The 23,058-nt window shown below is 44.2% G+C and carries 22 protein-coding genes and 1 tRNA gene; 19 read left to right on the forward strand and 4 right to left on the reverse strand.

Going from position 1 to position 23,058, the window contains the following annotated elements; genetic code table 11:
• The 4 genes from BT112_RS00005 to BT112_RS00025 all read left to right on the forward strand — a co-directional run.
• The coding region (locus BT112_RS00005; protein ID WP_175545713.1) for an ATP-binding protein at window positions 1-247 on the forward strand (247 nt) is incomplete at its 5' end.
• Between the two features lie 366 nt (window positions 248-613).
• Complete coding sequence (locus BT112_RS00015; RefSeq protein WP_072315254.1) at window positions 614-1,273, forward strand: LexA family transcriptional regulator; 660 nt, start codon at window positions 614-616, stop codon at window positions 1,271-1,273.
• 96 nt (window positions 1,274-1,369) lie between these two features.
• Complete coding sequence (locus BT112_RS00020; protein WP_072315255.1) at window positions 1,370-1,837, forward strand: hypothetical protein; 468 nt, start codon at window positions 1,370-1,372, stop codon at window positions 1,835-1,837.
• A 19-nt stretch (window positions 1,838-1,856) separates the two neighbouring features.
• Window positions 1,857-2,336: a hypothetical protein gene (locus BT112_RS00025; protein WP_072315256.1), complete on the forward strand. Its 480-nt coding sequence runs from the start codon at window positions 1,857-1,859 to the stop codon at window positions 2,334-2,336.
• On the opposite strand, the gene BT112_RS00030 is transcribed toward BT112_RS00025, so the two are convergent.
• Together BT112_RS00030 and BT112_RS00035 are read right to left on the reverse strand one after the other, a co-directional pair.
• A complete protein-coding gene (locus BT112_RS00030) occupies window positions 2,300-3,613 on the reverse strand; it encodes a phage integrase SAM-like domain-containing protein (RefSeq protein ID WP_072315257.1) in 1,314 nt (437 codons plus the stop codon). The two genes, BT112_RS00025 and BT112_RS00030, sit on opposite strands and share 37 nt — an antisense overlap.
• A gap of 130 nt (window positions 3,614-3,743) precedes the next feature.
• Window positions 3,744-3,817: transfer RNA gene (locus BT112_RS00035), tRNA-Pro, on the reverse strand.
• 161 nt (window positions 3,818-3,978) lie between these two features.
• Between BT112_RS00035 and BT112_RS00040 the strand changes: the two genes are divergently transcribed.
• From BT112_RS00040 to BT112_RS00075, 8 genes are all read left to right on the forward strand, one after another.
• Window positions 3,979-5,100 carry a PQQ-dependent sugar dehydrogenase gene (locus tag BT112_RS00040; RefSeq protein WP_072315258.1) on the forward strand — a complete coding sequence of 374 codons (1,122 nt, stop codon included), beginning with the start codon at window positions 3,979-3,981 and terminating at the stop codon, window positions 5,098-5,100.
• A 172-nt stretch (window positions 5,101-5,272) separates the two neighbouring features.
• On the forward strand, window positions 5,273-6,664 hold the full coding sequence (gene lpdA, locus BT112_RS00045) for a dihydrolipoyl dehydrogenase (RefSeq protein ID WP_072315259.1): 1,392 nt from the start codon (window positions 5,273-5,275) through the stop codon (window positions 6,662-6,664).
• Between the two features lie 74 nt (window positions 6,665-6,738).
• Window positions 6,739-7,026 carry a DUF3817 domain-containing protein gene (locus BT112_RS00050; RefSeq protein ID WP_072315260.1) on the forward strand — a complete coding sequence of 96 codons (288 nt, stop codon included), beginning with the start codon at window positions 6,739-6,741 and terminating at the stop codon, window positions 7,024-7,026.
• Between the two features lie 129 nt (window positions 7,027-7,155).
• Entirely contained in the window at window positions 7,156-7,710 is a 555-nt protein-coding gene (locus tag BT112_RS00055) for an outer membrane beta-barrel protein (protein WP_175545714.1), read from the forward strand.
• A 51-nt stretch (window positions 7,711-7,761) separates the two neighbouring features.
• Window positions 7,762-9,105 (forward strand): adenylosuccinate lyase, encoded by a 1,344-nt coding sequence (gene purB, locus BT112_RS00060; protein WP_072315262.1) that lies wholly within the window; start codon window positions 7,762-7,764, stop codon window positions 9,103-9,105.
• Between the two features lie 257 nt (window positions 9,106-9,362).
• Window positions 9,363-9,737, forward strand: a complete 375-nt coding sequence (locus BT112_RS00065) for a T9SS type A sorting domain-containing protein (RefSeq protein ID WP_072315263.1) — start codon at window positions 9,363-9,365, stop codon at window positions 9,735-9,737.
• A gap of 256 nt (window positions 9,738-9,993) precedes the next feature.
• Window positions 9,994-10,479 (forward strand): DUF6265 family protein, encoded by a 486-nt coding sequence (locus BT112_RS00070; protein ID WP_072315264.1) that lies wholly within the window; start codon window positions 9,994-9,996, stop codon window positions 10,477-10,479.
• On the forward strand, window positions 10,479-10,826 hold the full coding sequence (locus BT112_RS00075) for a hypothetical protein (protein ID WP_072315265.1): 348 nt from the start codon (window positions 10,479-10,481) through the stop codon (window positions 10,824-10,826). Before BT112_RS00070 ends, BT112_RS00075 begins: the two co-directional genes overlap by 1 nt.
• A 27-nt stretch (window positions 10,827-10,853) precedes the next feature.
• Here the strand turns inward: BT112_RS00075 and BT112_RS00080 are convergent, their stop codons facing one another.
• Window positions 10,854-11,321 (reverse strand): CBS domain-containing protein, encoded by a 468-nt coding sequence (locus BT112_RS00080; protein WP_072315266.1) that lies wholly within the window; start codon window positions 11,319-11,321, stop codon window positions 10,854-10,856.
• A 238-nt stretch (window positions 11,322-11,559) separates the two neighbouring features.
• On the opposite strand from BT112_RS00080, the gene BT112_RS00085 reads away from it, so the two are divergent.
• From BT112_RS00085 to BT112_RS00115, 7 genes are all read left to right on the forward strand, one after another.
• The gene (locus BT112_RS00085) at window positions 11,560-13,854 is read left to right on the forward strand and encodes a M28 family peptidase (protein ID WP_072315267.1); all 2,295 of its coding nucleotides are present in this window, start codon (window positions 11,560-11,562) and stop codon (window positions 13,852-13,854) included.
• 11 nt (window positions 13,855-13,865) lie between these two features.
• Window positions 13,866-14,663, forward strand: coding sequence for an SDR family oxidoreductase (locus BT112_RS00090; RefSeq protein ID WP_072315523.1), 798 nt, complete (start codon window positions 13,866-13,868; stop codon window positions 14,661-14,663).
• 223 nt (window positions 14,664-14,886) lie between these two features.
• Entirely contained in the window at window positions 14,887-15,588 is a 702-nt protein-coding gene (locus tag BT112_RS00095; protein WP_072315268.1) for a hypothetical protein, read from the forward strand.
• 114 nt (window positions 15,589-15,702) lie between these two features.
• Window positions 15,703-18,117, forward strand: coding sequence for a hypothetical protein (locus BT112_RS00100; RefSeq protein ID WP_072315269.1), 2,415 nt, complete (start codon window positions 15,703-15,705; stop codon window positions 18,115-18,117).
• 86 nt (window positions 18,118-18,203) lie between these two features.
• A complete protein-coding gene (locus BT112_RS00105) occupies window positions 18,204-18,974 on the forward strand; it encodes an alpha/beta fold hydrolase (RefSeq protein WP_072315270.1) in 771 nt (256 codons plus the stop codon).
• A 312-nt stretch (window positions 18,975-19,286) separates the two neighbouring features.
• The gene (locus BT112_RS00110) at window positions 19,287-20,534 is read left to right on the forward strand and encodes an OmpP1/FadL family transporter (protein ID WP_139275906.1); all 1,248 of its coding nucleotides are present in this window, start codon (window positions 19,287-19,289) and stop codon (window positions 20,532-20,534) included.
• Between the two features lie 36 nt (window positions 20,535-20,570).
• A complete protein-coding gene (locus tag BT112_RS00115) occupies window positions 20,571-22,058 on the forward strand; it encodes an SGNH/GDSL hydrolase family protein (protein WP_072315271.1) in 1,488 nt (495 codons plus the stop codon).
• A 76-nt stretch (window positions 22,059-22,134) separates the two neighbouring features.
• On the opposite strand, the gene BT112_RS00120 is transcribed toward BT112_RS00115, so the two are convergent.
• On the reverse strand, window positions 22,135-22,860 hold the full coding sequence (locus tag BT112_RS00120) for a M15 family metallopeptidase (RefSeq protein WP_072315272.1): 726 nt from the start codon (window positions 22,858-22,860) through the stop codon (window positions 22,135-22,137).
• Between the last annotated feature and the right edge of the window lie 198 nt (window positions 22,861-23,058).

A 23,058-nucleotide genomic window follows, 5' to 3' on the forward strand; every position in this document is an offset into this window, starting at 1 on the left:
GATCCTTGACGATTTTGGATTAAAAGGCTTAGATCATATCAATAGGCAAACGTTGATGGAAATTATCGAAGACAGGCACGGAAAACGCTCCACCATTATGGCTTCCCAGCTTCCTATAGAGGCCTGGCATCAAACCATCGGGGAACAGACTATTGCGGACGCTATTTTAGATCGCCTGGTACATACCGCACACCGGATTAATATTAAGGGAGAATCTATGCGGAAAAAACTAAGAAATAAAAGCTAACTTTACACCAAGAATGAATCGATTTTAAACACTTCATTTACACTGCTCACTTTTATCCGTTTTAGGTGGCTCACTTTGTCCGTTCTTTCCACATTGCTGCCCTCTTGTACAACATTCTGTTCCCCTCGTTGACAACAAAGCCTGATAGATCAAGCCATTTATGAACCAACCCGAAAACCTCATCCCGGGTACGTGCCTTTTCGTAGTCCATTTGGATTATAATACCAGTGGTAGGAGCATCAGCGAGAAAGAATTTTAAGTCTGGTTTGATGAAAGTTGCCATATTGTTGTACATTTGTTTTGATTACAGGACAAATATACATAACTTTTTAGGTAAATACCAAACAAATACATAACTTTTTATTCATGGATATGCAAGAAGTAATACAATTCATTAAAAAACAAGGCATTACAGCATACGAAATAGCCCAAAAAACACCTTTAACAGAGGTTGGAGTTAATAAAATACTCAATGGCCAAACTAAAAAACCACACAAAAGCACCATTGAAGCTTTAACAAATTATGTAAAAACACATAACTTATACATAACAAAAAATAATGAAGTTGGAAAAGTATCATATAACTTAATGGAGGTCCCGCACGTCCCAATTCATGCACAAGCCGGATTTTTATCCGGTTATGGAGACCAGGCGTATATGGATGAATTGCCTAAACAGTTTTGGGAAGTTGATCGGGAATATAAAGGACACTATGTGTGTTTTGAGGTTAAAGGCGACAGCATGGACGACAATTCTTCCGAGGCTATTTTAGAGGGCGACAAGGTTTTATGCCGCGAAATACAACGACATCACTGGCAATACAAACTACACATCAATCAATGGAATTTCGTTATAGTACATAAAGATGAGGGTATAATAATAAAAAGAATTACAGATCATGATGTTGAGAAAGGAGTTGTCACGTGCCACTCCCTAAACCCATACTACGACGATTTCAAATTAAACCTGAACGACGTAATTGCTTTGTTTAACGTCGTTGATTTAAAGAGGTCTTTAAGATTATGAGGCTTCCCGTAAATTAATTATTAATCAACAAATTACCTTTGAGTTATGAGGACCTTTTATTATTTGCTCTTTTTAATAACTTTATCCTCCTGTAACATGTTTGAGGAACACCACGAAGCAAAACAACTTCTAAGGGATTATTTAGCCGAAACTCTCAATGATCCGGATAGTTTTGATGAAATCGACTGGGTTGTTATGGATGTTTATGACTTTAAAACCAATAAAGACGGTTTTATAGAAAAGGATTGGGAAAAAATAGTGGATAAAGAAAACAACGAACGATTTAATAAATTAGTGTCTTTAGACTTCCGGGCTAATAATTCCTTTGGAGCGAAAGTTAAAGAACGAAAGTATGCTCTATATTTATATGACAATGACGGATCGTCAATATTTGTTGATGATTATATTTATTCAAATAAATTGGGGATAAACAAAGGAGAAAATAACAGCACGTCTGTTGAACATATGTTTTTATGGAACTATTATTTTACAATTAATAACGGCACAAAGACGCCAGACGATTTTTACAATAGGTACCCTAAACTAAACAGATCATTCTATTGATATTAAATACTACACTAAAATGAAAAAACTATTACTATTATTCGCTTTAATCGCCTTATCATGTTCGTCCGATGATGATTCCGGGTCAACCGACCTAATAACCAACCTCCCCGGGTATCAGGAGCCTTTTTTCTGGCCGGGAACCACGAAGGATAAAATTGTTGAAGAATTCGGAGACGATTATGACACCGAGGACAATGAGTTTTCGTTAGGATATAAAATGTGTTATGATGATCTTACGAAGCCTGGCGTTGTTGAGATGTGTTTTTCTTTAGATAACGATTTGGGATTGTACGAAACTATTGTGACGTATTACCCGACAAAGGAGAATTTAGAACTCCTAATAAAGGAGATGGAGGAGAAATACGGCACGCCCAACAAAACAGATGCCAAAGGATTGGTAGTTTATAGATACCCGGATACAGATATGTTTTCTGTAGAACTGATGCATTTAAGCGGTGACTACACGGGAATTGTATCGGTTAAAGAAGCCTTCTGATTGTCCTTATACTCAACCTCACAAGTAAACACCTTGTTCAATATTTTTTCATGTTCCCTATCCAATACCGGGTAGGGAATTTTTTGTTGGTACCGATGCGTTACACCCGTGGGCGAATGCCCCTGAAGCTGCATAACAATGATGTCGCTTATAAGAAGTTCCCCAGCAATGGACCGGAACAAATAACGAGGTGTTACGATCTTTAATTTCGGTATCTCTAAGGACTTAGAAACACTTTCCAAGGTTCTGAGGTATCCCCGCCGGAACGTTGCGTATGAAGTCGGTCGTTCGTCAGGGTGCGGGATGAAAGAAAATACCCTTTCATCGCTTGGAGTTCCATGCTTATCAATCACCCACAAAGCGAAACCCGACAACTTGTTATCGACGTACTCACCCCCGCCCCTTTTCGTTCGGTTCTTGTACCGGTGAAATTGCACCCGGCCGTCTTTGATGTCTTCCCATTTTAGTATGGCCAGTTCCGAAAGGTAGTGCCCCCCGATTGCAATTTGAAACAAAAAAAGGTCTATTTTTTTTTGCATTACCGGAACATGCTCCCTCCTGGTAAACTTTGGCCGTTCAAAACTAAACAGTTTTCGAACCTGACCCAGGGAAGGCAGTTTTATATTTCGCCTTCCTGATTTTTCGATAAGCCCCTCAAATGGATTTCCGGAGTTAATTCCTAATGAGGCTCTTCTTTGTGCTTCAAAATATACTGTTCTAAGGTCAGACAGGTACCTGTTTATGCCGGCCGAATTGGTTTTATTATCTTTATTTGCCTGCTTTTTTTTGCTAAGAATAAATCTATGAAGCCATTCGTAATCTATGCTGTTAATAGGCATGTCCTCACCGGGCCCTAAGAACTTTTGTATTTGATTTTTGGTACTTTCGTAGTTATGAACTGACAGCCCCTTATCTTTGTATTCCGAAATAAACGTATCGAAAAACTCCATTATACCAATTCCCGAATCCTTTTTCAGCTCATTGATCCGTTGCTGTAACATGAATATTTCCCGCTCCTTTGCAAGTCCTATGCCGTTCGATATAACTTCTATTGAGGCATCTATACCAAAATTTCTATCGTTGCAGTACTTCACCTCATCCTCCAGGTTCCGGCCCCGGGTTAAAAGGAATGGATCTACTTTTAACTTTTTCCGATTTTGGTAAACATTAAGAAGGACATATCTATGAGGCTTGCCGGTCTCGTGAACTCGTATTTTTACCGGATATCCCCTTTTTGTTTTGTATCTTGTGTCCAGTATGATTTCTGCGCTTATCATTTTTTTGCAATGGATTTGCAACCAAAAGTAATAAAAGAAGTGAAAACAAGTGAAAAAAGACTATAAAAAAAGCGGTAAATACAGTGAAATACCGCTTTAACTAAAACTTAAACTATTGATTTTCAATAAGTCGGGGTGACAGGATTCGAACCTACGACCTCGTCGTCCCGAACGACGCGCGCTACCGGGCTGCGCTACACCCCGAGAAGTAAACCGATGTGTTTACAAGCGCGCAAATATATGATTTTTTTGTTAAATACATAAAGATCGTATTTTTTAGAAACAAAACTTTGTAAATTGCTCTGATCAAGTCCCGTAGAACGATTGTTTTATCTTTTTAACCACACCATTTTTAGCAAAACCCCATGAGAAACACACATGTACTTCCATTACTACTCCTGATTTCCCTGATAGCCTGCGGACAACAAAAAGACACCACCATTCACGAACCCGAAACTGCCAGTTACACCGTCGAGACCGTTCTGGACGGTCTGAGTGTACCCTGGAGTATGGCGTTTCTTCCCGACGGCGGGATGCTCATCACCGAACGTTCCGGCGAACTGATCCGGTTCAGGGACGGTAAAAAAACAGCTATTACCAATGTTCCCGAAGTATATGCCCGCGGTCAGGGCGGATTGCTCGATATTATCCTGCACCCCGATTTTGAAAACAACCGGCAGGTGTACCTCTCCTATTCCACTACAGAAGGCAAGGAAAACGGGGCACATACCGCTATCATGAGGGCCACTCTCGAGGGGAACAGCCTCACGGACAAGAAAGTACTATACAAAGGCACTCCCAATACCCGAAAATCACACCATTTCGGATCGAGAATGGTTTTTGACCGGGACGGATACCTCTATTTCTCTATCGGCGAACGTGGTGATCACGATATCAATCCGCAGGATATCACGCGCGACGGTGGAAAAATATACCGCATCTACGATGACGGCAGAATTCCGGAAGACAACCCTTTTCGGAACATCCCGGAAGCAAAATCTGCGATATACAGTTACGGACACCGCAATCCCCAGGGCATGGTCATCCATCCCCAAACCGGGCGGGTATGGGTACACGAACACGGTCCGCGGGGCGGGGATGAGATCAATATCATAAAGAAGGGTGCCAATTACGGCTGGCCTGAGATCACCTATGGTATCGATTATGACGGCACGGTCATCTCAGACGAAACCGCCAGGGAGGGCATGGAACAGCCCCTTTATTACTGGGTTCCTTCCATTGCCCCGAGTGGTATGGCCTTTATCACTTCCGATATTTACCCCGACTGGAAAGGAAATCTGCTTGCCGGTTCCCTGGCTTTCCAGTACCTCGAAAGGCTGGTTATCGAGGATAATAAGGTCACGTATCGCGAAAAACTACTTCCGGGAACAGGGCGGGTACGAGACGTCAGGCAGGGGCCCGACGGTTATATCTATGCGGCTATCGAGGGCAAGGGAATCGTAAAGATCGTTCCGAGCCGGTCCTGAAAACCGCATAACATGCCGGCAGAAAATCTGCGTTTTCGGAACATACATAACATTTGTCATTGTTTACGGTCAAAATGTTATACAGACCATAATATGGAACACCGATCCCGGAATTTTAAAACTAATTGCGTACCTTCGTAACCGAATTTTTTGGTCATAAAAAACGATTAAAATGAGTAAATACGATATCATAGTTGTGGGCAGTGGCCCCGGAGGATATGTTACTGCCATCAGAGCCTCACAATTGGGCTTTAAAACTGCTATTGTAGAAAAAGAAAACCTTGGAGGCGTATGTCTGAACTGGGGATGTATACCTACCAAGGCCTTACTCAAAAGCGCACAGGTATTCGAATACCTGAAACACGCCGAAGACTACGGACTTAGTGTAAAAGAATATGACAAGGATTTCGGAGCCGTGGTTAAACGAAGCAGAGGTGTTGCCGAAGGCATGAGCAAAGGGGTACAGTTCCTGATGAAAAAAAATAAAATTGATGTCATCAATGGTTTCGGTAAAATCAAATCCGGTAAAAAAGTAGAAGTTACAGGAAGTGATGATAAAAAGACCGAATATCAGGCCGATCACATCATTATTGCTACCGGTGCACGCTCCAGGGAATTACCGAGCCTGCCACAGGACGGTAAGAAAGTAATCGGTTACCGCGAAGCCATGAACCTTCCGGAACAACCCAAAAAGCTTATCGTTGTCGGTTCCGGGGCCATAGGTATCGAATTCGCTTACTTCTACAATGCCATGGGTACCGAAGTAACCGTAGTGGAATATCTGCCCAATATTGTTCCCGTAGAAGATGAAGACGTTTCCAAACAGCTGGAAAGAAGCTTTAAAAAAGCGGGAGTAAAAGTTATGACCTCTGCCGAAGTCACCAAAGTAGATACTTCCGGTAAAGGCGTAAAAGCAACGATAAAAACCAAAAAAGGCGAAGAGGTTCTCGAAGCGGATATCGTCCTCTCTGCCGTAGGTATAAAAACCAATATCGAAAACATAGGACTGGAAGACGTAGGTATAGCTACCGACAGGGACAAAATCCTTGTTAACGATTACTACCAGACCAATATCCCCGGATATTATGCCATTGGTGATGTTACTCCGGGCCAGGCCCTTGCACATGTCGCTTCTGCCGAGGGAATACTGTGTGTAGAAAAGATAGCAGGTATGCATGTAGAAGCCCTGGACTATGGTAATATTCCCGGATGTACGTATTGTATGCCGGAAGTAGCCTCGGTAGGACTAACTGAAAAGCAGGCCAGAGAAAAAGGATACGAGATCAAAGTAGGTAAATTCCCGTTCTCTGCATCCGGTAAGGCAAAAGCCAGCGGAACTCCTGACGGTTTCGTCAAGGTTATATTCGACGCCAAATACGGAGAATGGCTGGGTTGCCACATGATAGGTGCCGGTGTTACGGATATGATCGCAGAAGCTGTCGTGGCCCGTAAACTCGAAACTACCGGACATGAGGTTCTCAAAGCTGTCCATCCTCACCCGACCATGAGTGAGGCCGTAATGGAAGCCGTAGCCGATGCCTACGACGAAGTTATACACCTGTAACAGCAAACCGTATAATACTACTGTAAAGCTTCCGTGGACTACCATAACACGGAAGCTTTCTAATATAGACTGACATGCTAAAAAGTTTTCGTATCACAGCTATTCTCGAAGGGATCTCGTACCTGCTCCTGTTTTTTGTAGGAATGCCGTTAAAGTACCTCCTGGACCATACTCAGACTAATATGGCCGTAGGCTATGCACACGGACTGTTGTTTATCCTCTATGTAATCCTTGCGGTAGCAGTATGCTATGACAGGGCATGGGGATTGAAACGCTTTACAATCCTGTTCGTAGCAGCCCTTTTACCATTCGGAACATTTTATGCGGAAAAAAAATACCTCCGGGGACAAGAAGAACACTAAAAAAAACGCTGCTTTTTATCGGCAAAATCCGTCACAACACCCGTATTTTAATACTTTTTAACGGAAAAGATATTACCCGGAAGGGTGATAAATCTTATTTTTGCCCCATAACATTTAATTATGATAAAAATGAAAAAGTTAGTTTTATTTGCTGCCGCTGTACTGTTCAGTACCGCAGGATTATTTGCTCAGGAAGATCAGGAACCCCTTAAAGGGAAATGGCTGGTAGGAGGATCTTTTGGTTTTTCCAAGGACAAAACTTCCGGAACAGAGACCACTGATTTTTCATTACTCCCCTCTGTTGGTATTTTTCTCGAAAACGATATTGCCGTAGGTCTTCGTGCAGGATATGAGCAAACCAAGATCGAAAGTGCGGGAGTTACGTCCAAAAAAGAATTTTACGGTGTTATTCCCTACGCGAGAAAATACTGGTTCCCGGCTTCCAAGCTGATGCCTTTTGCACAGGGAGATGTAAGGCTCGGATGGGCCAAAGACAGCGTGGATGATACTTTTGCATGGGGTATCAATGTGCGTCCGGGTCTTACCTACAGACTCAACGAAAGTATTGCTTTCGATGCTACGGTAGGCCGTTTCGGATATGATAACCAGGGAAAAGACTCCGACAATTACGGTGTAGGTCTTAACCTCGATGACGTATCGCTCGGGATCATCATATTCCTGTAGTATCAGGGAATTACTAAAAAAACCAATTTATCCCTTTTATAGATTAGAATAATGCAACTAACTGAATTGAATGCCATATCACCCATAGACGGGAGATACAGAAGCAAAACCCACGAACTGGCTCCTTTTTTCTCGGAAGAAGCACTCATCAGGTACAGGGTAAGAGTAGAGATCGAATATTTTATCGCATTGTGTAACGTACCATTACCACAACTAAGTACATTCGACAAGAGTACTTTCGGAGATCTCAGAACTATTTATGAAGCATTCTCTTCAGAAGATGCACTGGCTATAAAAGAGATAGAAAAAACCACCAATCACGATGTGAAAGCGGTGGAATATTTTATAAAACAGAAATTCGACACCCTCGGGCTATCGGATTATAAGGAGTTTATACATTTCGGACTCACTTCCCAGGACATCAACAATACTTCCATTCCGTTGTCCCTCAAGGAAGCGGTGTCCGAAGTGTATATTCCTTATCTCACACAACTCATAGAAAAACTTGCCGAACTCGCCTCGGAATGGACCGATATCCCCATGCTGGCAAGAACACACGGCCAGCCTGCATCACCTACCCGCCTCGGGAAGGAAATACAGGTATTCATTACGCGGGTCGAAGAACAGCTCGCCGTATTGAAAACCATCCCTTATGCCGCCAAGTTCGGTGGCGCAACAGGTAATTACAACGCACATCACGTAGCGTATCCCGAAACGGACTGGAAAGCCTTCGGGACTCATTTTGTAGAAGAAATGCTCGGGTTGAGCCACTCCTTCCCCACAACACAAATAGAGCACTACGATCACATGGCAGCGCTGTTCGATGCACTCAAACGCATCAACACCATCCTGATTGACCTGGACAGGGATATCTGGACTTACATTTCCATGGATTATTTCAAACAAAAGATCAAAGAAGGAGAAGTAGGTTCTTCGGCCATGCCTCATAAAGTAAACCCGATAGACTTCGAAAACTCCGAAGGAAACCTCGGCATTGCCAATGCCATATTCGAGCACCTGTCCGCCAAACTCCCCTTATCCCGCCTGCAACGCGACCTTACGGACAGTACGGTACTGCGGAATATAGGAGTTCCGTTCGGACATACGATAATAGGTTTTTTATCGACTTTAAAAGGACTCCATAAGCTGCTGCTCAACAAAGATAAATTTGCCGAAGACCTGGAAAACAACTGGGCCGTGGTTGCAGAAGCCATTCAGACCATACTCCGCCGTGAAGCCTATCCGAACCCTTATGAAGCACTGAAGGGACTCACCAGGACCAATGAAAAAATAAACCGGCAGTCCATTGCAAAATTCATTGACACTCTGGAGGTTTCCGATGCCATAAAAAGCGAACTGAAAAATATTACCCCTTCGAATTATACAGGCCTGTAAAATTGTCAGCATTTTCTACAGCCTGTTTTTAAAGAGACTTAACAATTTTTATTTCTGTCAAACCGTTATTACTCCCCGTAATAGCGGTTTTTGCCTTTTAATACTATAATTGGAATGAAAATTGTACATAAACTTCAAAAGGGGTATATACGATAACAACATATACAGACTAATAAAATATCGTCCCGAGTTAACAAAATATTAGCAGCAAAGAACTTTTTTTTTAATAAATTTGTATATCCCTAATAATGTGGCCAATGAAAAAAATTTACCTCCTTATTCTCGCTTTCGGTTTTTTATCTTTGGGACATTCCCAGGAAAAGCAAACAAAAAAAACATATCGTACCAACTACAGGGCTCTCGTATCCAGGCCTAAACAGGATACCATTCCGAAGCAGGATGTGGAAGAATTGCGTTTGTTCCCTAACCCCGTAACCAACGGTACGGTGGCCATACATACCAGGAAAAACCTACCTAAAAATGTATCGATATACGATGTACTTGGCAAAGAGGTTCTCCGGACTAAAATCAACGGAAAAACCCTGAACGTATCATCTCTGAACGCCGGAGTCTACATTATAAAAGTAACTGAAACCAACAGCATTTCCACCAGAAAGCTGGTTATTAAATAAGCTGCGGACAAGGCTTAAGCCCCACACTACGTAAAAATTATACAGCCTTGAAAATCTTGTGTAACTTTTACACATACTCTTCTATTCCCAATGGTCAATGATTCTATTATATCTTTCATAATGCTTCTCGGACCGCTCTACATCGCTTTTTAACGGTCGTGACAGCCACCTCATTTTTTCCGGATACCCGGAAACCAATATTTTTATTATATTTAACCTACTCATACGTAGTTATATACACCCAAAATTTCACCTTATGAAAATATTCATACTATTATGCTTGTTTTCGTTTGTCGCTACCCATGCACAACACACCTTATCACTTCAGGAAAACGACAGCACTCCCATAGCATCCATAACCGATATTTCCTGGATTTCAGGTTCCTGGAAAGGAAAATTGCCGGAAGGTACCATAGAGGAATTATGGAGCATTCCCTCTGCAGGTTCCATGATGGGATCTTTCAAACTTATAGTAGACGGCAAGATAAAGTTTTACGAATTCTGCACTATTACCCAGGAAGACGAAAGCCTGCTCCTTCGCATCAAACATTTTGGCAATACACTCCATGGGTGGGAAGAGAAAGAAGAATCCGAAACATTCAGGTTGGTAAACCTCACGGAAGACAAAGTCTACTTTGACGGGCTTACCTTCGAGCGGATCAATGAAAGTGAAATGAACATTCACGTCCTTTTTAAAGAATCGGGTAAAGAAATGACATTTCCTTATAAACGCATGCAATAATGGAAAGAAATTGCCTGGAATGCGGAGTACAGATCTCGGGGCGCACCGACAAGAAATTCTGCTGCGATCACTGTAGAAATACCTATAATAACCGCCTTAATAAAGACAGTAAAAACCTTATTCGAAATATCAACAACAAACTCCGGAAAAATTATCGCATACTTTCTGAACTGGATCCAGGAGGGAAAACAAAAATCTCAAAAATGAAACTTATGCAAAAGGGATTCGACTTTGAGTACTTCACGAATATATATACCACGAGAAGTGGCAGCACCTATTACTTCATCTATGACCTGGGCTATCTCCCACTCGACAATGATTATTACATGCTTGTCGTAAAACACTAAATGATGTACAGTACAGGATAGGTGCAATTACCCTCTCCAGTTGTGTCCGCTGAGTTTCAGCGTAGCCAGCATGACATCCTTACGGCTTATCTGACCGATGAGAAACCCGTTTTCCACCACGGGAAATCTTCTGTGCCTCGTCCGGTGAAATCGGGTCGCCGCATCAAAAATAGTCGTGTCTCCCTGAATCGTCATAACCTCCGTAGACATATACCTGGCGACGGTCATATCTCCTATAGGCATATTAAAATAACGACCTTCTGATATTTGCTTCATACAATCGCTATCCGAAATTATCCCGATGAGCTTTCCGTTTTCGTCAACCACAGGTGCCCCCGTAATTCTATAACGCATAAAAGTCTCCATAACCTCCAATAAGGTCTGCTCTGGTGTAAAAGTCACCAATTTCCTGCTCATATAATCTGCAACGGCTATGGGGCGGTGATACGTCCTCGTAATCTCCACTCTCGCCCCCTGAAAACTTTTTATTCCCATGGCTTATCATTTTTTAAGTTCCTTTACAATTTAATGATTTAAAAATTAAAATCATAATTTTTATGAGTTAAAATTAACATATACCCAAAATGAAAACTTAAAAACAAACAATTCCAGTATTAAATTAACGTTTTGGACAAGGAATTCACAGAAACCATCACATGAATTATATTTTTCCCGCATATCTGAAGATATTTGTATTTTGTAGTGGAATTTTGTTCCGTTAAACCTTTGAAATATGAAACGTTTCGCCGCAACACTATCCCTGCTGCTCATTGCAGGAACCGTTTACTGGTCTTTCTATGCCATTATGCCGCATACCTTTACCAAGGAAAATGCTCCCGAAAATACATTTTCAACGGAAAGAGCCCTGATACAGGTACGTGCCATATCGCAGCAGCCCCATTATGTCGGTGCACCTGCGCATGAAGAAGTCCGGAAATACCTGATTACCGGATTGCGCAAAATGGGTTTAACACCGGAAATACAGGAAGGTTATACTTCCGGAAACTGGGGGAATGTAAGCAAAGCACGTAATATATTGGCCCGTATCGAAGGCAGTGGTAACGGCAACGCCCTGATGCTGCTCTCTCATTACGACAGTAGTCCGCACTCCTCTTACGGTGCAAGCGATGCCGGAAGTGGGGTAGCCACTATACTGGAAGGCATAAGAGCTTTTCTCTCCGAAAACAAAACTCCCGAAAACGATATTATCATTCTGTTCTCGGACGGGGAAGAACTCGGGCTTAACGGGGCCAGGCTCTTCGTTAAAGAACACCCCTGGGCAAAAAATGTCCGGCTTGTCCTCAATTTTGAAGCCCGCGGAAGCGGTGGACCGAGTTTTATGCTTGTAGAAACCAACGGGGGAAACTCCCGTATGATCCGCGAATTCACCAAAGCCCACCCCCAATATCCCGTCAGCAATTCATTTATGTATAGTGTGTACAAAATGCTTCCGAACGACACGGACCTGACGGTATTCCGGGAAGATGCGGATATCGACGGATTCAACTTCGCTTTTATCGACGACCATTTCGATTACCATACCGCACTCGACACCGAAAAAAGACTCGACCGCAATACCCTGGAGCACCAGGGCAGTTACCTTATGCCCCTGCTCCATTACTTCAGCAATACTGATATCTCCAACCTCAAAAGCCATGAGGATTATGTATTCTTCAATGCCCCGTTTTCCACACTTATCTCCTACCCTTTCTCGCTGATATCCGCCATGAATCTCCTGGCTGTCGTATTGTTTATCGTGCTCCTGACCCTGGGAATATGGAAAAAAAAGTTCCGGATCCGGGAAATACTCCTCGGGATCGTTCCGTTCCTGATCAGTCTGATCGTATGCGGACTTGCCGGCTATTACAGCTGGCCGCTGCTGTTAAAGATATATCCGCAGTACGGTGACATACTCCAGGGGTTCACCTATAACGGCTACTATTACATCGCTGCATTTGCCCTGTTCAGTCTCACCATTTGTTTTATCACCTATCATATGTTCCGCCATGTACGGCCTGTAAACCTTTTTGTGTTTCCGCTCCTTTTATGGATCGTATTATGCATAGCTCTCGGTATATACCTCAAGGGAGCAGCCTTTTTTATTATTCCGGTATACGCCGGGCTCCTTTCCCTGGCCCTGCTGTTGCTCATGGAAAAGCCAGGTCTTGTCCTGATGGCTGTACTGACCATACCTGCCATCTGGATATTTACACCATTCATACAGATGTTTCCCGTCGGACTCGGATTAAAAATGATGGTAGCCTCCACACTTTTTGTCGTATTGATGTTCGGCCTATTACTCCCCGTTTTCGGGTTTTACAGGCAACAGGACAAGCTGGCACTGTTTACCGGGGTCGTAACCCTTGTGCTGCTGTTTTCCGCTCATCTGCAATCCGGTTTTGCCGAAGACCGTCCGAAACCCGATAGCCTGCTGTATGTGCTGGATGCCGATACCGGCCAGGCCGAATGGGCAACCTATGACAAAGTCGCTGATATATGGACTTCAGCTTACCTTGGTGAAAACAAAACAGCTCCGGATACAAGCCGGGAAAAAAACATTGCAAGCAAGTATAACACCAGCTTCTCCTATACCGCCAAAGCTCCCGTCAAGGATATCCCCGCTCCCTTGGTACAGGTATTACAAGATACCACAACCGGTACCGACAGGGTATTAGAGCTCTGTATCATGCCGCAGCGCGATGTGACGCGACTGGATATCTTTACGACATTACAACACGTTATTTCCTGTACGATCAACGGCACCTCCCTGCCTGAGAATTATCTCCGGGAACCGAAACGCGGAAACCGACTGCTTTCCCATTTCATCAGTGAAAACGATTATACCGAGATCACCATTCGTTTTCCCACGGATGAGATTCCCGAATTCATCTTGTACGAAGCCTCTAACGATCTGCTGGACAATCCGCTCTTTACTGTACCACCCAGACCCAAAGATCATATCCCCATGCCTTTTGTACTCAACGATGCGGTAGTGGTTAAAAAAACCGTTACTTTTAGCCCTAATTAAAGTTGATCTGTATGCAAATCGCTCTTCTGGGCTGCGGATGGCTTGGCCTTCCGCTTGCCGAAGCATGTATCGCCGAAGGATATAAGGTTTATGGCACCACTACTTCACCCGAAAAAGAAAACATATTGGAAAAAGCGGGTATCCGTCCCTTTCGTATCGAAATTTTGGAAAATGGAATCCAAGGTTCCATAAACAAACTACTGAAAGGTACGGACGTCCTCATCGTAAATATTCCCCCGAGGCTACGTCGTTCGAATGCCGGAAATTTCGTAGAAAAAACCAGGCACATTGCAGATGCAGCCGAAAAAAACGGTATTGAAAAAATACTGTTCGTAAGCAGTACATCCGTCTTCGGAGACAAGCAGTCCGAAGTCACTGAAAATACGGTACCTCATCCGGAAACAGAAAGCGGAAAACAGTTACTGGCTTCAGAACAACTACTGTACAATTCCCGGAAATTCCGGACTACCATACTTCGGTTTGCCGGACTTATCGGTGAAGACCGGCACCCCGTACATCACCTTGCCGGAAAAAAAGAGCTAAAAAATCCCGATGCCCCCGTAAATCTGATCCACCGGGACGATTGTATCGGTATCATAACAACGATCCTGAAGCAGGAAAAATGGGGAGAAACCTATAATGCCGCCTATCCCGATCACCCTGCCCGGAAAGATTATTACCCCCGTAAAGCAAAGGCATGCGGACTTCCCCTGCCAGAGTTCGACGAGTCACCTTCAGGCGGAAAGATCATTACCTCCGGAAAACTGGTCCGTGATCTGGGGTATACATTCCGTTTCCCCATCGCCTAAGAATGCTGTACGTATCTGACCTATCCATAGCGCGGGCATCGCATTTTACAGGCTGTCTGACAAAACCGGCTTTACACCTTCCGGAGGTTTTCCGTAAGAAGAACCTTATTTTCCCGAAGTACACGGTGATTTCTTTGTACTCCCCCCTTAATTAAAGTTAATTATTCCGCTTTAAAAACTATTTTTTTTTAGTTTTGAAAACCTTAAAACACATTCTGATAAAATGAAGAAAATTGTTATCCTGGCTTTCTTTGCATCATTCTTTACGATGCATGGCCAAACCGACCTTAAAAAACACTACGAAGCCTTCTATAAGCAAATGAGAACCCAGGGAGATATCAGGGGCGCTATTAATGCCCTGACCCATCTGTATGTCATAGAACCATCCGATGCCAGGAAAGATACCCTGGCTTTTCTCTATGCCAATTCGGGACAATATGTGCAGGCCATTAACCTGCTCGGTACCGATAAGGACGTATCTGCTTCTGATATGGCTGTAGATATCAAGGCTATATCGCTGAAATCACTCGACCAGCCTCAGCTCGCCGTGCAACAGTACGAGATCCTGTTTGACCGTAAGCCCGACGCGTTTCTGGCTTATGAACTTGCCGACCTCAATTTACAGATCGGAAAAATCGAAGAGGCCAAAAAACACATTGCATACGGACTGGCCAATGCCAAAGACGACATGAAGGTTCCGTTCTACGAAAGCAAACCGGCTTATGAAGTTCCGCTGAAAGCCGCCCTGACCTACGAAAAAGGGCTGCTCACCTATAACGAAGACAAAGGTAAAATAGATGAAGCATTACAGCTTATTGACGAAGCGATAACCCTGGCTCCGCATTTCAACCTGGCCAAACAAATACGACAGGCACTGGACAACCAGAAGACCAAAGCTACCGCAACAAAAGAAGAAGAAAAATAGCCTTTCGAGGGCTATTTTCTTTTTAAACGGGATATGCTGTTGTCTCCGGGCAATAGTAAGCCCCTGCCATACGTTATATATATAGAATCCCGAGCTAAAATGGAATGTATCCTAATGAGAAAAATTACGTTTTTTTTAGTACTTTCCCTCTTTCTGGCAAGTTGCACGACCCCTAAGAAAACCGATCAGGATCTCATATCACATATTCCGGAAAACACATCGGTCATTGTCAAGATATCCAACCCGAGAGCTTTTTTCAATGCGGTCAGGAACAACGATTTTCTGAAGACCTCCACGATAATCCCTTCCGGACTTTCGGGTAAACTGGAAGCACTTCAGGTACTGGACAAGAAAAGTGAGGCTTTGTTGTGTATCGTACAACACTCCGACAGTCTCTACGATTTTGCCTATATTTCCGGAGATACGGAAAACTATGTAAAACTGGATTCCCTGAAAGACTGGAAAACAGAAACTTCAACCCGTGACGGACTCTCTGTCAAACAGGTTTCTTCAAAAAACACTAAACTCCTCAGCACCGTTAAAGACAGCATATTCGTAGCTTCCTCCTCCGGAACGGTTCTGGAACAAAGCATTCTCGGCGGGGGCACCGCATACCGTGCAGCTTTTCGCAAAGTATATGCCCTGGCCGACACGGATAAACAGGCTTCCCTGTTTCTGAGAGACCATCCCTTCGATCCGGGAAACCTGGCACTGGCCGACAGCATGACCAAAACAACTTCCGGCTGGGCCATGTTTGATATTTCCCTGTCACCGGCCGAACTCCTGCTAACGGGGATTGTCCCGGAGAACGATTCGGTCACAGCCTATGATACTGCCCCTGTAACTCTGAGAAAGGTTACCGCGATCACACCGGCCGATGTCCGCGGAATGATCTCCCTGGCACCGGCCGATTTCAGCCTTTCAAAAGATACACTAAGCGACTCTCCCGTAAAAGATCTGCTCACCGCCACCGATGAGATCGGGGTCATATATGGCAAGGATCACGATATTATAGCCTTTCATACTTTCGATGCGAGTGTCGCGGAAAAGGCATTTTCCAATTCCGCCGTATTGCACAGTACATTCCGGGAACATCCTATCTACGAGATCGATAGTCTGAGTCCTTTTACCGAAACCTCGCCTCCCTTTGGCCGTGGGAAAAATATCCGGTTCTACACTGCACTCGAAGATTATATCCTCCTCGGAAGTACGCCCGACGCACTTTCGGAGATTATCACCAATTACCAGAACCAATCTACACTATCTAAAAAGTCTTCTTTTACAGCAGTGATGAAAAGTCTACCCGATGCCTCTTCCATGCTTGCTGTCGGACAGGCTGCAGCATACAAAAAGGGCTTTCTCCGAAAATTATTATCCGCATATCACCAGGACATGCGGCTTCAGGCCCCGGATGATTTTCCTTATCTCATTGTTCAGGGGATAGCTGACAAGCATTTTACCCATACCAACATCCTTCTTCAAAAACCTGGTAAAATCAGTGCCTCCGGTGAAATTTCGGAAAAATTCAACATTGCACTCGACGCCGATATTGCTACCGCACCACAACTGGTTACCAATCACCTTACCAAAGAAAAGGAAATCATCGTTCAGGATGTAGAACACAATCTATACCTGATCTCCGGAGACGGTAAAGTATTGTGGAAACGAAAACTCGATGCACAAATTCTCGGAAAAACAGAACAACTGGATATTTTCCGCAACGGCAAACTGCAACTTGCCTTTACCCTTCCGGACGGCATCTACGTAATAGATCGTAACGGTAAAGACGTTAAACCCTTTCCGGTAAAAGTACAGCATCCCATAACACAGGGACTTGCATTATTTGATTATGACAATAACAAAAAATACAGGTTGTTCATCACCCAGGACAAGGTTATCATTCCTTTTAATACCGACGGAAAAAGTGTGAAGGGATTCAATTTCAAAGGAACACAAAGCCCCATTATACATCCGCCCCGGCATCTGCGAACAGGGACACGGGATTATATTGCTGTTCAGGAGGCCAACGGGACACTTCACCTGCTGCATCGCACAGGAAAGACCAGGGTCAATGTCAGAGGAAAAATCGATTTCTCGGGAAACAACATCTATCTGTACGAAAATAAGTTCACAACCACCAACAAAGAAGGCGACATGATCCAGGTTGACGAACGCGGCGGATTCAATAAGATTGCGCTCGGCCTGGCCAAAGACCACCGCATAGCTACGACCTCCAGGACACTGGCTACACTATCGGATAACAAGTTTACGGTAAAGCAGAACGAGTATGAGCTGGATTATGGAATCTATACCGGTCCCGATATTTTTTATATCAATAATAAGATCTATGTTGCCCTGACCGATATCCAGGCCAAAAAAGTATATATCTTTGACAGCAATGCCCTTTTACTTGGCAATTTCCCCGTTTACGGCACTTCGCCCATTGATCTGGGGGATATGGACGGAGACGGCAGGCTGGAATTTGTGGTCCAGGGAGAAAAAGACAAGATCATCGTTTATCAGATGTAATCCCCCATACTTGTTGCTTTCAGAATATTTCATTTCCGGATATTGCTGACACATAGAAAACCCGGTAATTACAAAAGAACAAACACATGCAGAAATTATACTCGAAAATAACAGGAGAAGGAAAACCACTTCTTATACTACACGGTTTCCTCGGGATGTCCGACAACTGGAATACCCTCGGAAATCAATATGCGGAAAACGGATTTGAAGTACACCTGATCGATCAGAGAAATCACGGGAGAAGTTTTCATTCCGACAACTTTTCCTATGAACTTCTCGCCGAAGACCTTTACCGATATTGCCAAAACCACAGGCTGGAAAAAATCAGTATCATAGGGCATTCCATGGGAGGAAAAACTGCGATGCTCTTTGCAGTAACGTATCCCGAAATGGTGGACAAACTCATCGTGGCCGATATTGCACCGAAATACTACCCGGTACATCACCAAACCATCCTCAACGGTTTGCTGTCGGTAGATTTTAACGTAACCAAAAGCCGTAAAGAAGCCGATGAACAACTGGAACGCTATATCCCGGAACCAGGCGTAAGACAGTTTTTATTGAAGAATATTTACCGGAAAGAAAAAGATCAGCTGGCTTTCCGCTTTAACCTTACCGCACTTAACGATCATATTGAAGAAATCGGTAAAGCACTTCCCGACGATTCCGTATTTGACGGAGAAACACTATTTGTAAAAGGAGGAAGGTCCGAATACATTACCCCTGCCGACGAACCGGCGATCAGAAAACACTTCCCTAAAGCTTCGATATCCGAGATCCCGAAAGCAGGACATTGGCTCCAGGCCGAAAATCCTAAAATGTTTTTTGAGATCACTTCCGGATTCTTAAAATGTTAAATTTTAAGTCAAAATTACTATGCACGCATAATTTAATGTCGTAAAAATTGCATATTTCATATTTTATCACAAAATTTGCTTAAAGTCCTGTAAAACGGAAAGCAGGTGTTCCTCTTTTACCGCTGTCGGGTAACAAAGACCCGGAATGTAATTGAAATAGAAATTCCTGTGGCTCTTCCCAAAAAGAGCCGGTATCCGCCGGTAAAGCAGACACTCCCATTATTGCAATTCGGTGAGAAAGTCCGCTTCAAAATTATTTAACAAGTAATATCTGATATTTTGACATTAAAAACACAAAAACCAAAGTAGACAATGATAAGAAAAACCTACATTTCAGCAATTGTGGTACTGATGACTACCTTTGCCTATGCGGGAGGTTACCGCGTGGCCTTGCAGGGACAGAAACAGCTTGGTATGGGACATACGGGAGTCGCCGTGATCAACAGTGCGGAGGCCGTCTTTTTCAACCCCGGAGGTTTATCCTTTATGGACAAGAAAGTCACGCTGAGCGCAGGGGTCAGCCCCACCTTTTCGCACATTCACTTTCAGAATTCCGAATACGGGTGGAGTACCAAATCGGATAATCCGGTGGCTACTCCGTTTAACGTATATGCCGCAGTAAAATTAAATGACTGGATGAGCGCAGGGATAGGGGTTTATACCCCTTATGGTAGCGGTGTAGAGTATCCGGACAACTGGGAGGGTTCTCACCTGGTGAACAATATCGAATTGTCCGCCATATACATCAAACCGGTAGTATCCTTTAAAATTACGGATAAACTTAGCATAGGAGGTGGTCCGATCCTCGCCATCGGTAGTGTGAATTTCAACAGGAATATAGACCGCTCCACTACAAATGCTTCGGGAGAACGGGCAAACGTTACTATCGATGACAGCGGCGTCGTGGCCTGGGGATATTCCTTGGGTCTGGCATTCCGGCCGATCGAAGACCTCACCCTTGGATTTACCTACAAATCGGAAATGAAAATGAAAGCCGAAGACGGTAAAGCCGATTTTCGTAATGTTCCCTCTACAGCGCCCGGCGTCTACGATGGTGTTACTTTCGATGCCACACTGCCTCTGCCTGCAGAGCTCGCTGTAGGAGCTTCCTATACCATCAATGAAAAATGGCTCGTGGCATTCGATTACAACCGCGTGTACTGGGATGCATACGAATCGCTCAACGTATATTTCAGCAACGGGACCGAATCGCACAACCCGAGAAACTATAAAAACTCTTCTGTATACCGTTTCGGTTTGCAATATATGGCCAGTGAACGGTTCACCATTCGAGGTGGATATTATTTTGATGAGTCTCCGGTACAAGCCGGTTACTTTGCACCGGAAACACCGCGAAACGACTCCAACAACTTTACAGGAGGACTTACATTCCAGGTTTCCGAAAGATTCGCCATTGACGCTGCATTTCTCTTCGTCCATTTTGACGAAGTCGATGCCAGTTACGATCACTATCAGGAAAACGGGCAAAATGTACCTTTTGGGGGAACTTATAAAAACAATGCCTTTATTCCGAGTATCGGGGTTTCCTATGGCTTTTAATCTTATTTCCTAATCTTCACTAAAGAACCGATAGCAATGAAAAAAAATATAAAACTATTAGCACTCATAGCATTAGGATTAGCTGCCTGCGAACCCGAGTTCGACAGAGAAGTAAGCGATTCCGGGTTTTACTCCGCAGGAGATGCGGATTTCTCCAACTACGTGGCCGTAGGCAACTCGCTTACCGCAGGATACGCGGATAATGCACTCTACGTACAGGGACAGCGAAACTCCTACCCGAACATGATGGCAGAACAGTTTGCTCATGCAGGAGGAGGCACTTTTACGCAGCCGCTCGTCGATGACAATTTCGGCGGACTTCTACTGAACGGTACACAAATCGCAGATACCCGGATGATCCTTGAATTCGATGCCGACGGAAACCCTTCTCCCGTAAATCTCGATGAAACCCCCACTACGGAAATAACAAATACTCTGGAAGGACCGTTTAACAACATGGGGGTTCCCGGAGCCAAGATATTTCATCTGGCCGCCGAGGGTTACGGTAATGTTGCGGGGGTAGGAAGTACGGCCAATCCGTATTTCGTCAGGTTTGCCTCTTCTGCCGGTACATCGGTCATCGCCGATGCCGCGGCACAGAATCCGACTTTCTTTACATTATGGATAGGTAATAATGATATCCTGGCTTTTGCCACGTCCGGAGGCGTCGGTGAAGACCAGGCGGGAAATATCAATCCGGCTACCTATGGCAGTAATGATATTACCGATCCCAACGTATTTGCATCCGTGTACAACAGCCTGCTTACCGCCCTTACTGCAAATGGAGCCAAAGGGGCTGTAGCTAATATTCCGGACGTCACTTCTATCCCGTATTTTACTACCGTGCCCTATGCCCCGATCCCTATGGATCAGGCTACAGCCGACCAGGTAAACCAGGGCTATGCCGAATACAATCAGGCTTTATCCCTGTTTGTCTTCCTCGGAGCCATAGACCAGGAAGAAGCACAGAGGAGAACAATCAATTTCCAGGCGAGCACCAATAACCCCGCAGTGATCGAAGATGAAGATCTTACGCCATTGCAAAACCCTTTAACCGGGGAAGACATTCCGAACCTGAGACAAACCACAGCAGAAGACCTGATCGTGCTGACTGCCTCTTCCTTTATCGGTACAACCGTAGGAGGTGACCCGACAAAAGTAAACGGCGTTTCCGTTCCCCTGGGAGATCAATGGGTACTCACCCCGGAAGAACAGGAACTCGTTGCCAACGCACAGACACAATTCAACGCTACCATAAAAGGACTTGCCGACCAGTACGGACTCGCTTTTGTCGATGCCAGGGCCATGCTGACACAGGTTGCAGAAACCGGTATTCCGTATGACGGGGGGATGCTTACCTCCACCTACGCCACGGGAAAAGCATTTTCTCTGGACGGGGTGCACCCGACAGCCAAAGGATATGCCATGATAGCTAATGCTTTTATAGAAGCTATCAACCAAACTTATAATTCCACAATTCCGATCGTGAATCCGGGAACCTATCCGGATGTATTCGTCAAATAATCGTGTGATACAGTGCAAAACAAAATGCCCGTTCCGGCCGGAACGGGCATTTTGTTTTGCAGATCGGACTGTTTCTCTATTCACAATCCCACCGGAAATTTGCCACTTTGCCATTGGAAGCGCTACTCAGATTGTAATGCCACCATTCGGTTCGAATCCCCCAGAAACCGTGCTTTTCCATAGTTTCTTTCAATAGTTTTCTGTTGTTCAGTATATCTTCGGAATGCCCGGTATAATCGTGATGTGCTTCTTTTCCGAAAAAATCAAAACCGGTTCCCATGTCGAGTTCATTGCCATTGTTATCCACCAGGGTGATATCCACAGCACCTCCCTTATTGTGAATGGACCCCCTGGCCGGGTTGGCCACATACTGCGGATTAGGGACTATTTTCCACATTCTTTTCTGCACATCATGAGGACGGTAACAGTCGAAAAACTTAATCCGGTATCCCTGTTTCCTGAATTCCGCATTTGCAGCTACTAATGCCCTGGCCGTTACGGCACGCACATAGCACTCCGCACAATCGTACACTACGGTTTTCAGGAAATTATCATCCGTTGCATACTTCAGATCGTATACAAAATCTGTGCTGTAGTCCCGCAAACGAACAAAAGTCGTATCTGCCACACCATCCAGTGATAACATCCGCCGTTCCGGTTCTTTTTTCTCCTCCGGTTCTGGAACCGTATCTTCAGGGACCTCCTGTACTTCAACCGGCTTTTCGGGCATGCGTTGTTTCTCCTGTTTCTCTTTACAGGCGGCAAAAAAGATGATCAGTATGGGTATAATAATTTTCTTCATCCCACAAACTTACACTGAAATTTTATCAGGAACAAGAGCCAGACCGGTATGCAAGAACGAATTTCATTAAAAATAATAACCGCTTTCACCCGTTTCTTCATCTAATTTAGTATCTTGAATACAATTAAAACACGGCAATCTCACAACAGGCCCAAGCCATAACCAGGTAACGGCACCCCAGCAGCGAAGCACTAAAAA

Origin of the sequence: Sinomicrobium oceani (genome assembly GCF_900119185.1) — a bacterium.
Lineage (GTDB): Bacteria > Bacteroidota > Bacteroidia > Flavobacteriales > Flavobacteriaceae > Sinomicrobium > Sinomicrobium oceani.

What these genes read in the sequence shown, in the direction of transcription:
- BT112_RS00015 (WP_072315254.1), top strand. Translation starts at nt 614, where the DNA reads ATGGATATGCAAGAAGTAATACAATTCATTAAAAAACAAGGCATTACA.
- BT112_RS00020 (WP_072315255.1), top strand. Translation starts at nt 1,370, where the DNA reads ATGTTTGAGGAACACCACGAAGCAAAACAACTTCTAAGGGATTATTTA.
- BT112_RS00025 (WP_072315256.1), top strand. Translation starts at nt 1,857, where the DNA reads ATGAAAAAACTATTACTATTATTCGCTTTAATCGCCTTATCATGTTCG.
- BT112_RS00030 (WP_072315257.1), bottom strand. Translation starts at nt 3,613, where the DNA reads ATGATAAGCGCAGAAATCATACTGGACACAAGATACAAAACAAAAAGG.
- BT112_RS00040 (WP_072315258.1), top strand. Translation starts at nt 3,979, where the DNA reads ATGAGAAACACACATGTACTTCCATTACTACTCCTGATTTCCCTGATA.
- lpdA (WP_072315259.1), top strand. Translation starts at nt 5,273, where the DNA reads ATGAGTAAATACGATATCATAGTTGTGGGCAGTGGCCCCGGAGGATAT.
- BT112_RS00050 (WP_072315260.1), top strand. Translation starts at nt 6,739, where the DNA reads ATGCTAAAAAGTTTTCGTATCACAGCTATTCTCGAAGGGATCTCGTAC.
- BT112_RS00055 (WP_175545714.1), top strand. Translation starts at nt 7,156, where the DNA reads ATGAAAAAGTTAGTTTTATTTGCTGCCGCTGTACTGTTCAGTACCGCA.
- purB (WP_072315262.1), top strand. Translation starts at nt 7,762, where the DNA reads ATGCAACTAACTGAATTGAATGCCATATCACCCATAGACGGGAGATAC.
- BT112_RS00065 (WP_072315263.1), top strand. Translation starts at nt 9,363, where the DNA reads ATGAAAAAAATTTACCTCCTTATTCTCGCTTTCGGTTTTTTATCTTTG.
- BT112_RS00070 (WP_072315264.1), top strand. Translation starts at nt 9,994, where the DNA reads ATGAAAATATTCATACTATTATGCTTGTTTTCGTTTGTCGCTACCCAT.
- BT112_RS00075 (WP_072315265.1), top strand. Translation starts at nt 10,479, where the DNA reads ATGGAAAGAAATTGCCTGGAATGCGGAGTACAGATCTCGGGGCGCACC.
- BT112_RS00080 (WP_072315266.1), bottom strand. Translation starts at nt 11,321, where the DNA reads ATGGGAATAAAAAGTTTTCAGGGGGCGAGAGTGGAGATTACGAGGACG.
- BT112_RS00085 (WP_072315267.1), top strand. Translation starts at nt 11,560, where the DNA reads ATGAAACGTTTCGCCGCAACACTATCCCTGCTGCTCATTGCAGGAACC.
- BT112_RS00090 (WP_072315523.1), top strand. Translation starts at nt 13,866, where the DNA reads ATGCAAATCGCTCTTCTGGGCTGCGGATGGCTTGGCCTTCCGCTTGCC.
- BT112_RS00095 (WP_072315268.1), top strand. Translation starts at nt 14,887, where the DNA reads ATGAAGAAAATTGTTATCCTGGCTTTCTTTGCATCATTCTTTACGATG.
- BT112_RS00100 (WP_072315269.1), top strand. Translation starts at nt 15,703, where the DNA reads ATGAGAAAAATTACGTTTTTTTTAGTACTTTCCCTCTTTCTGGCAAGT.
- BT112_RS00105 (WP_072315270.1), top strand. Translation starts at nt 18,204, where the DNA reads ATGCAGAAATTATACTCGAAAATAACAGGAGAAGGAAAACCACTTCTT.
- BT112_RS00110 (WP_139275906.1), top strand. Translation starts at nt 19,287, where the DNA reads ATGATAAGAAAAACCTACATTTCAGCAATTGTGGTACTGATGACTACC.
- BT112_RS00115 (WP_072315271.1), top strand. Translation starts at nt 20,571, where the DNA reads ATGAAAAAAAATATAAAACTATTAGCACTCATAGCATTAGGATTAGCT.
- BT112_RS00120 (WP_072315272.1), bottom strand. Translation starts at nt 22,860, where the DNA reads ATGAAGAAAATTATTATACCCATACTGATCATCTTTTTTGCCGCCTGT.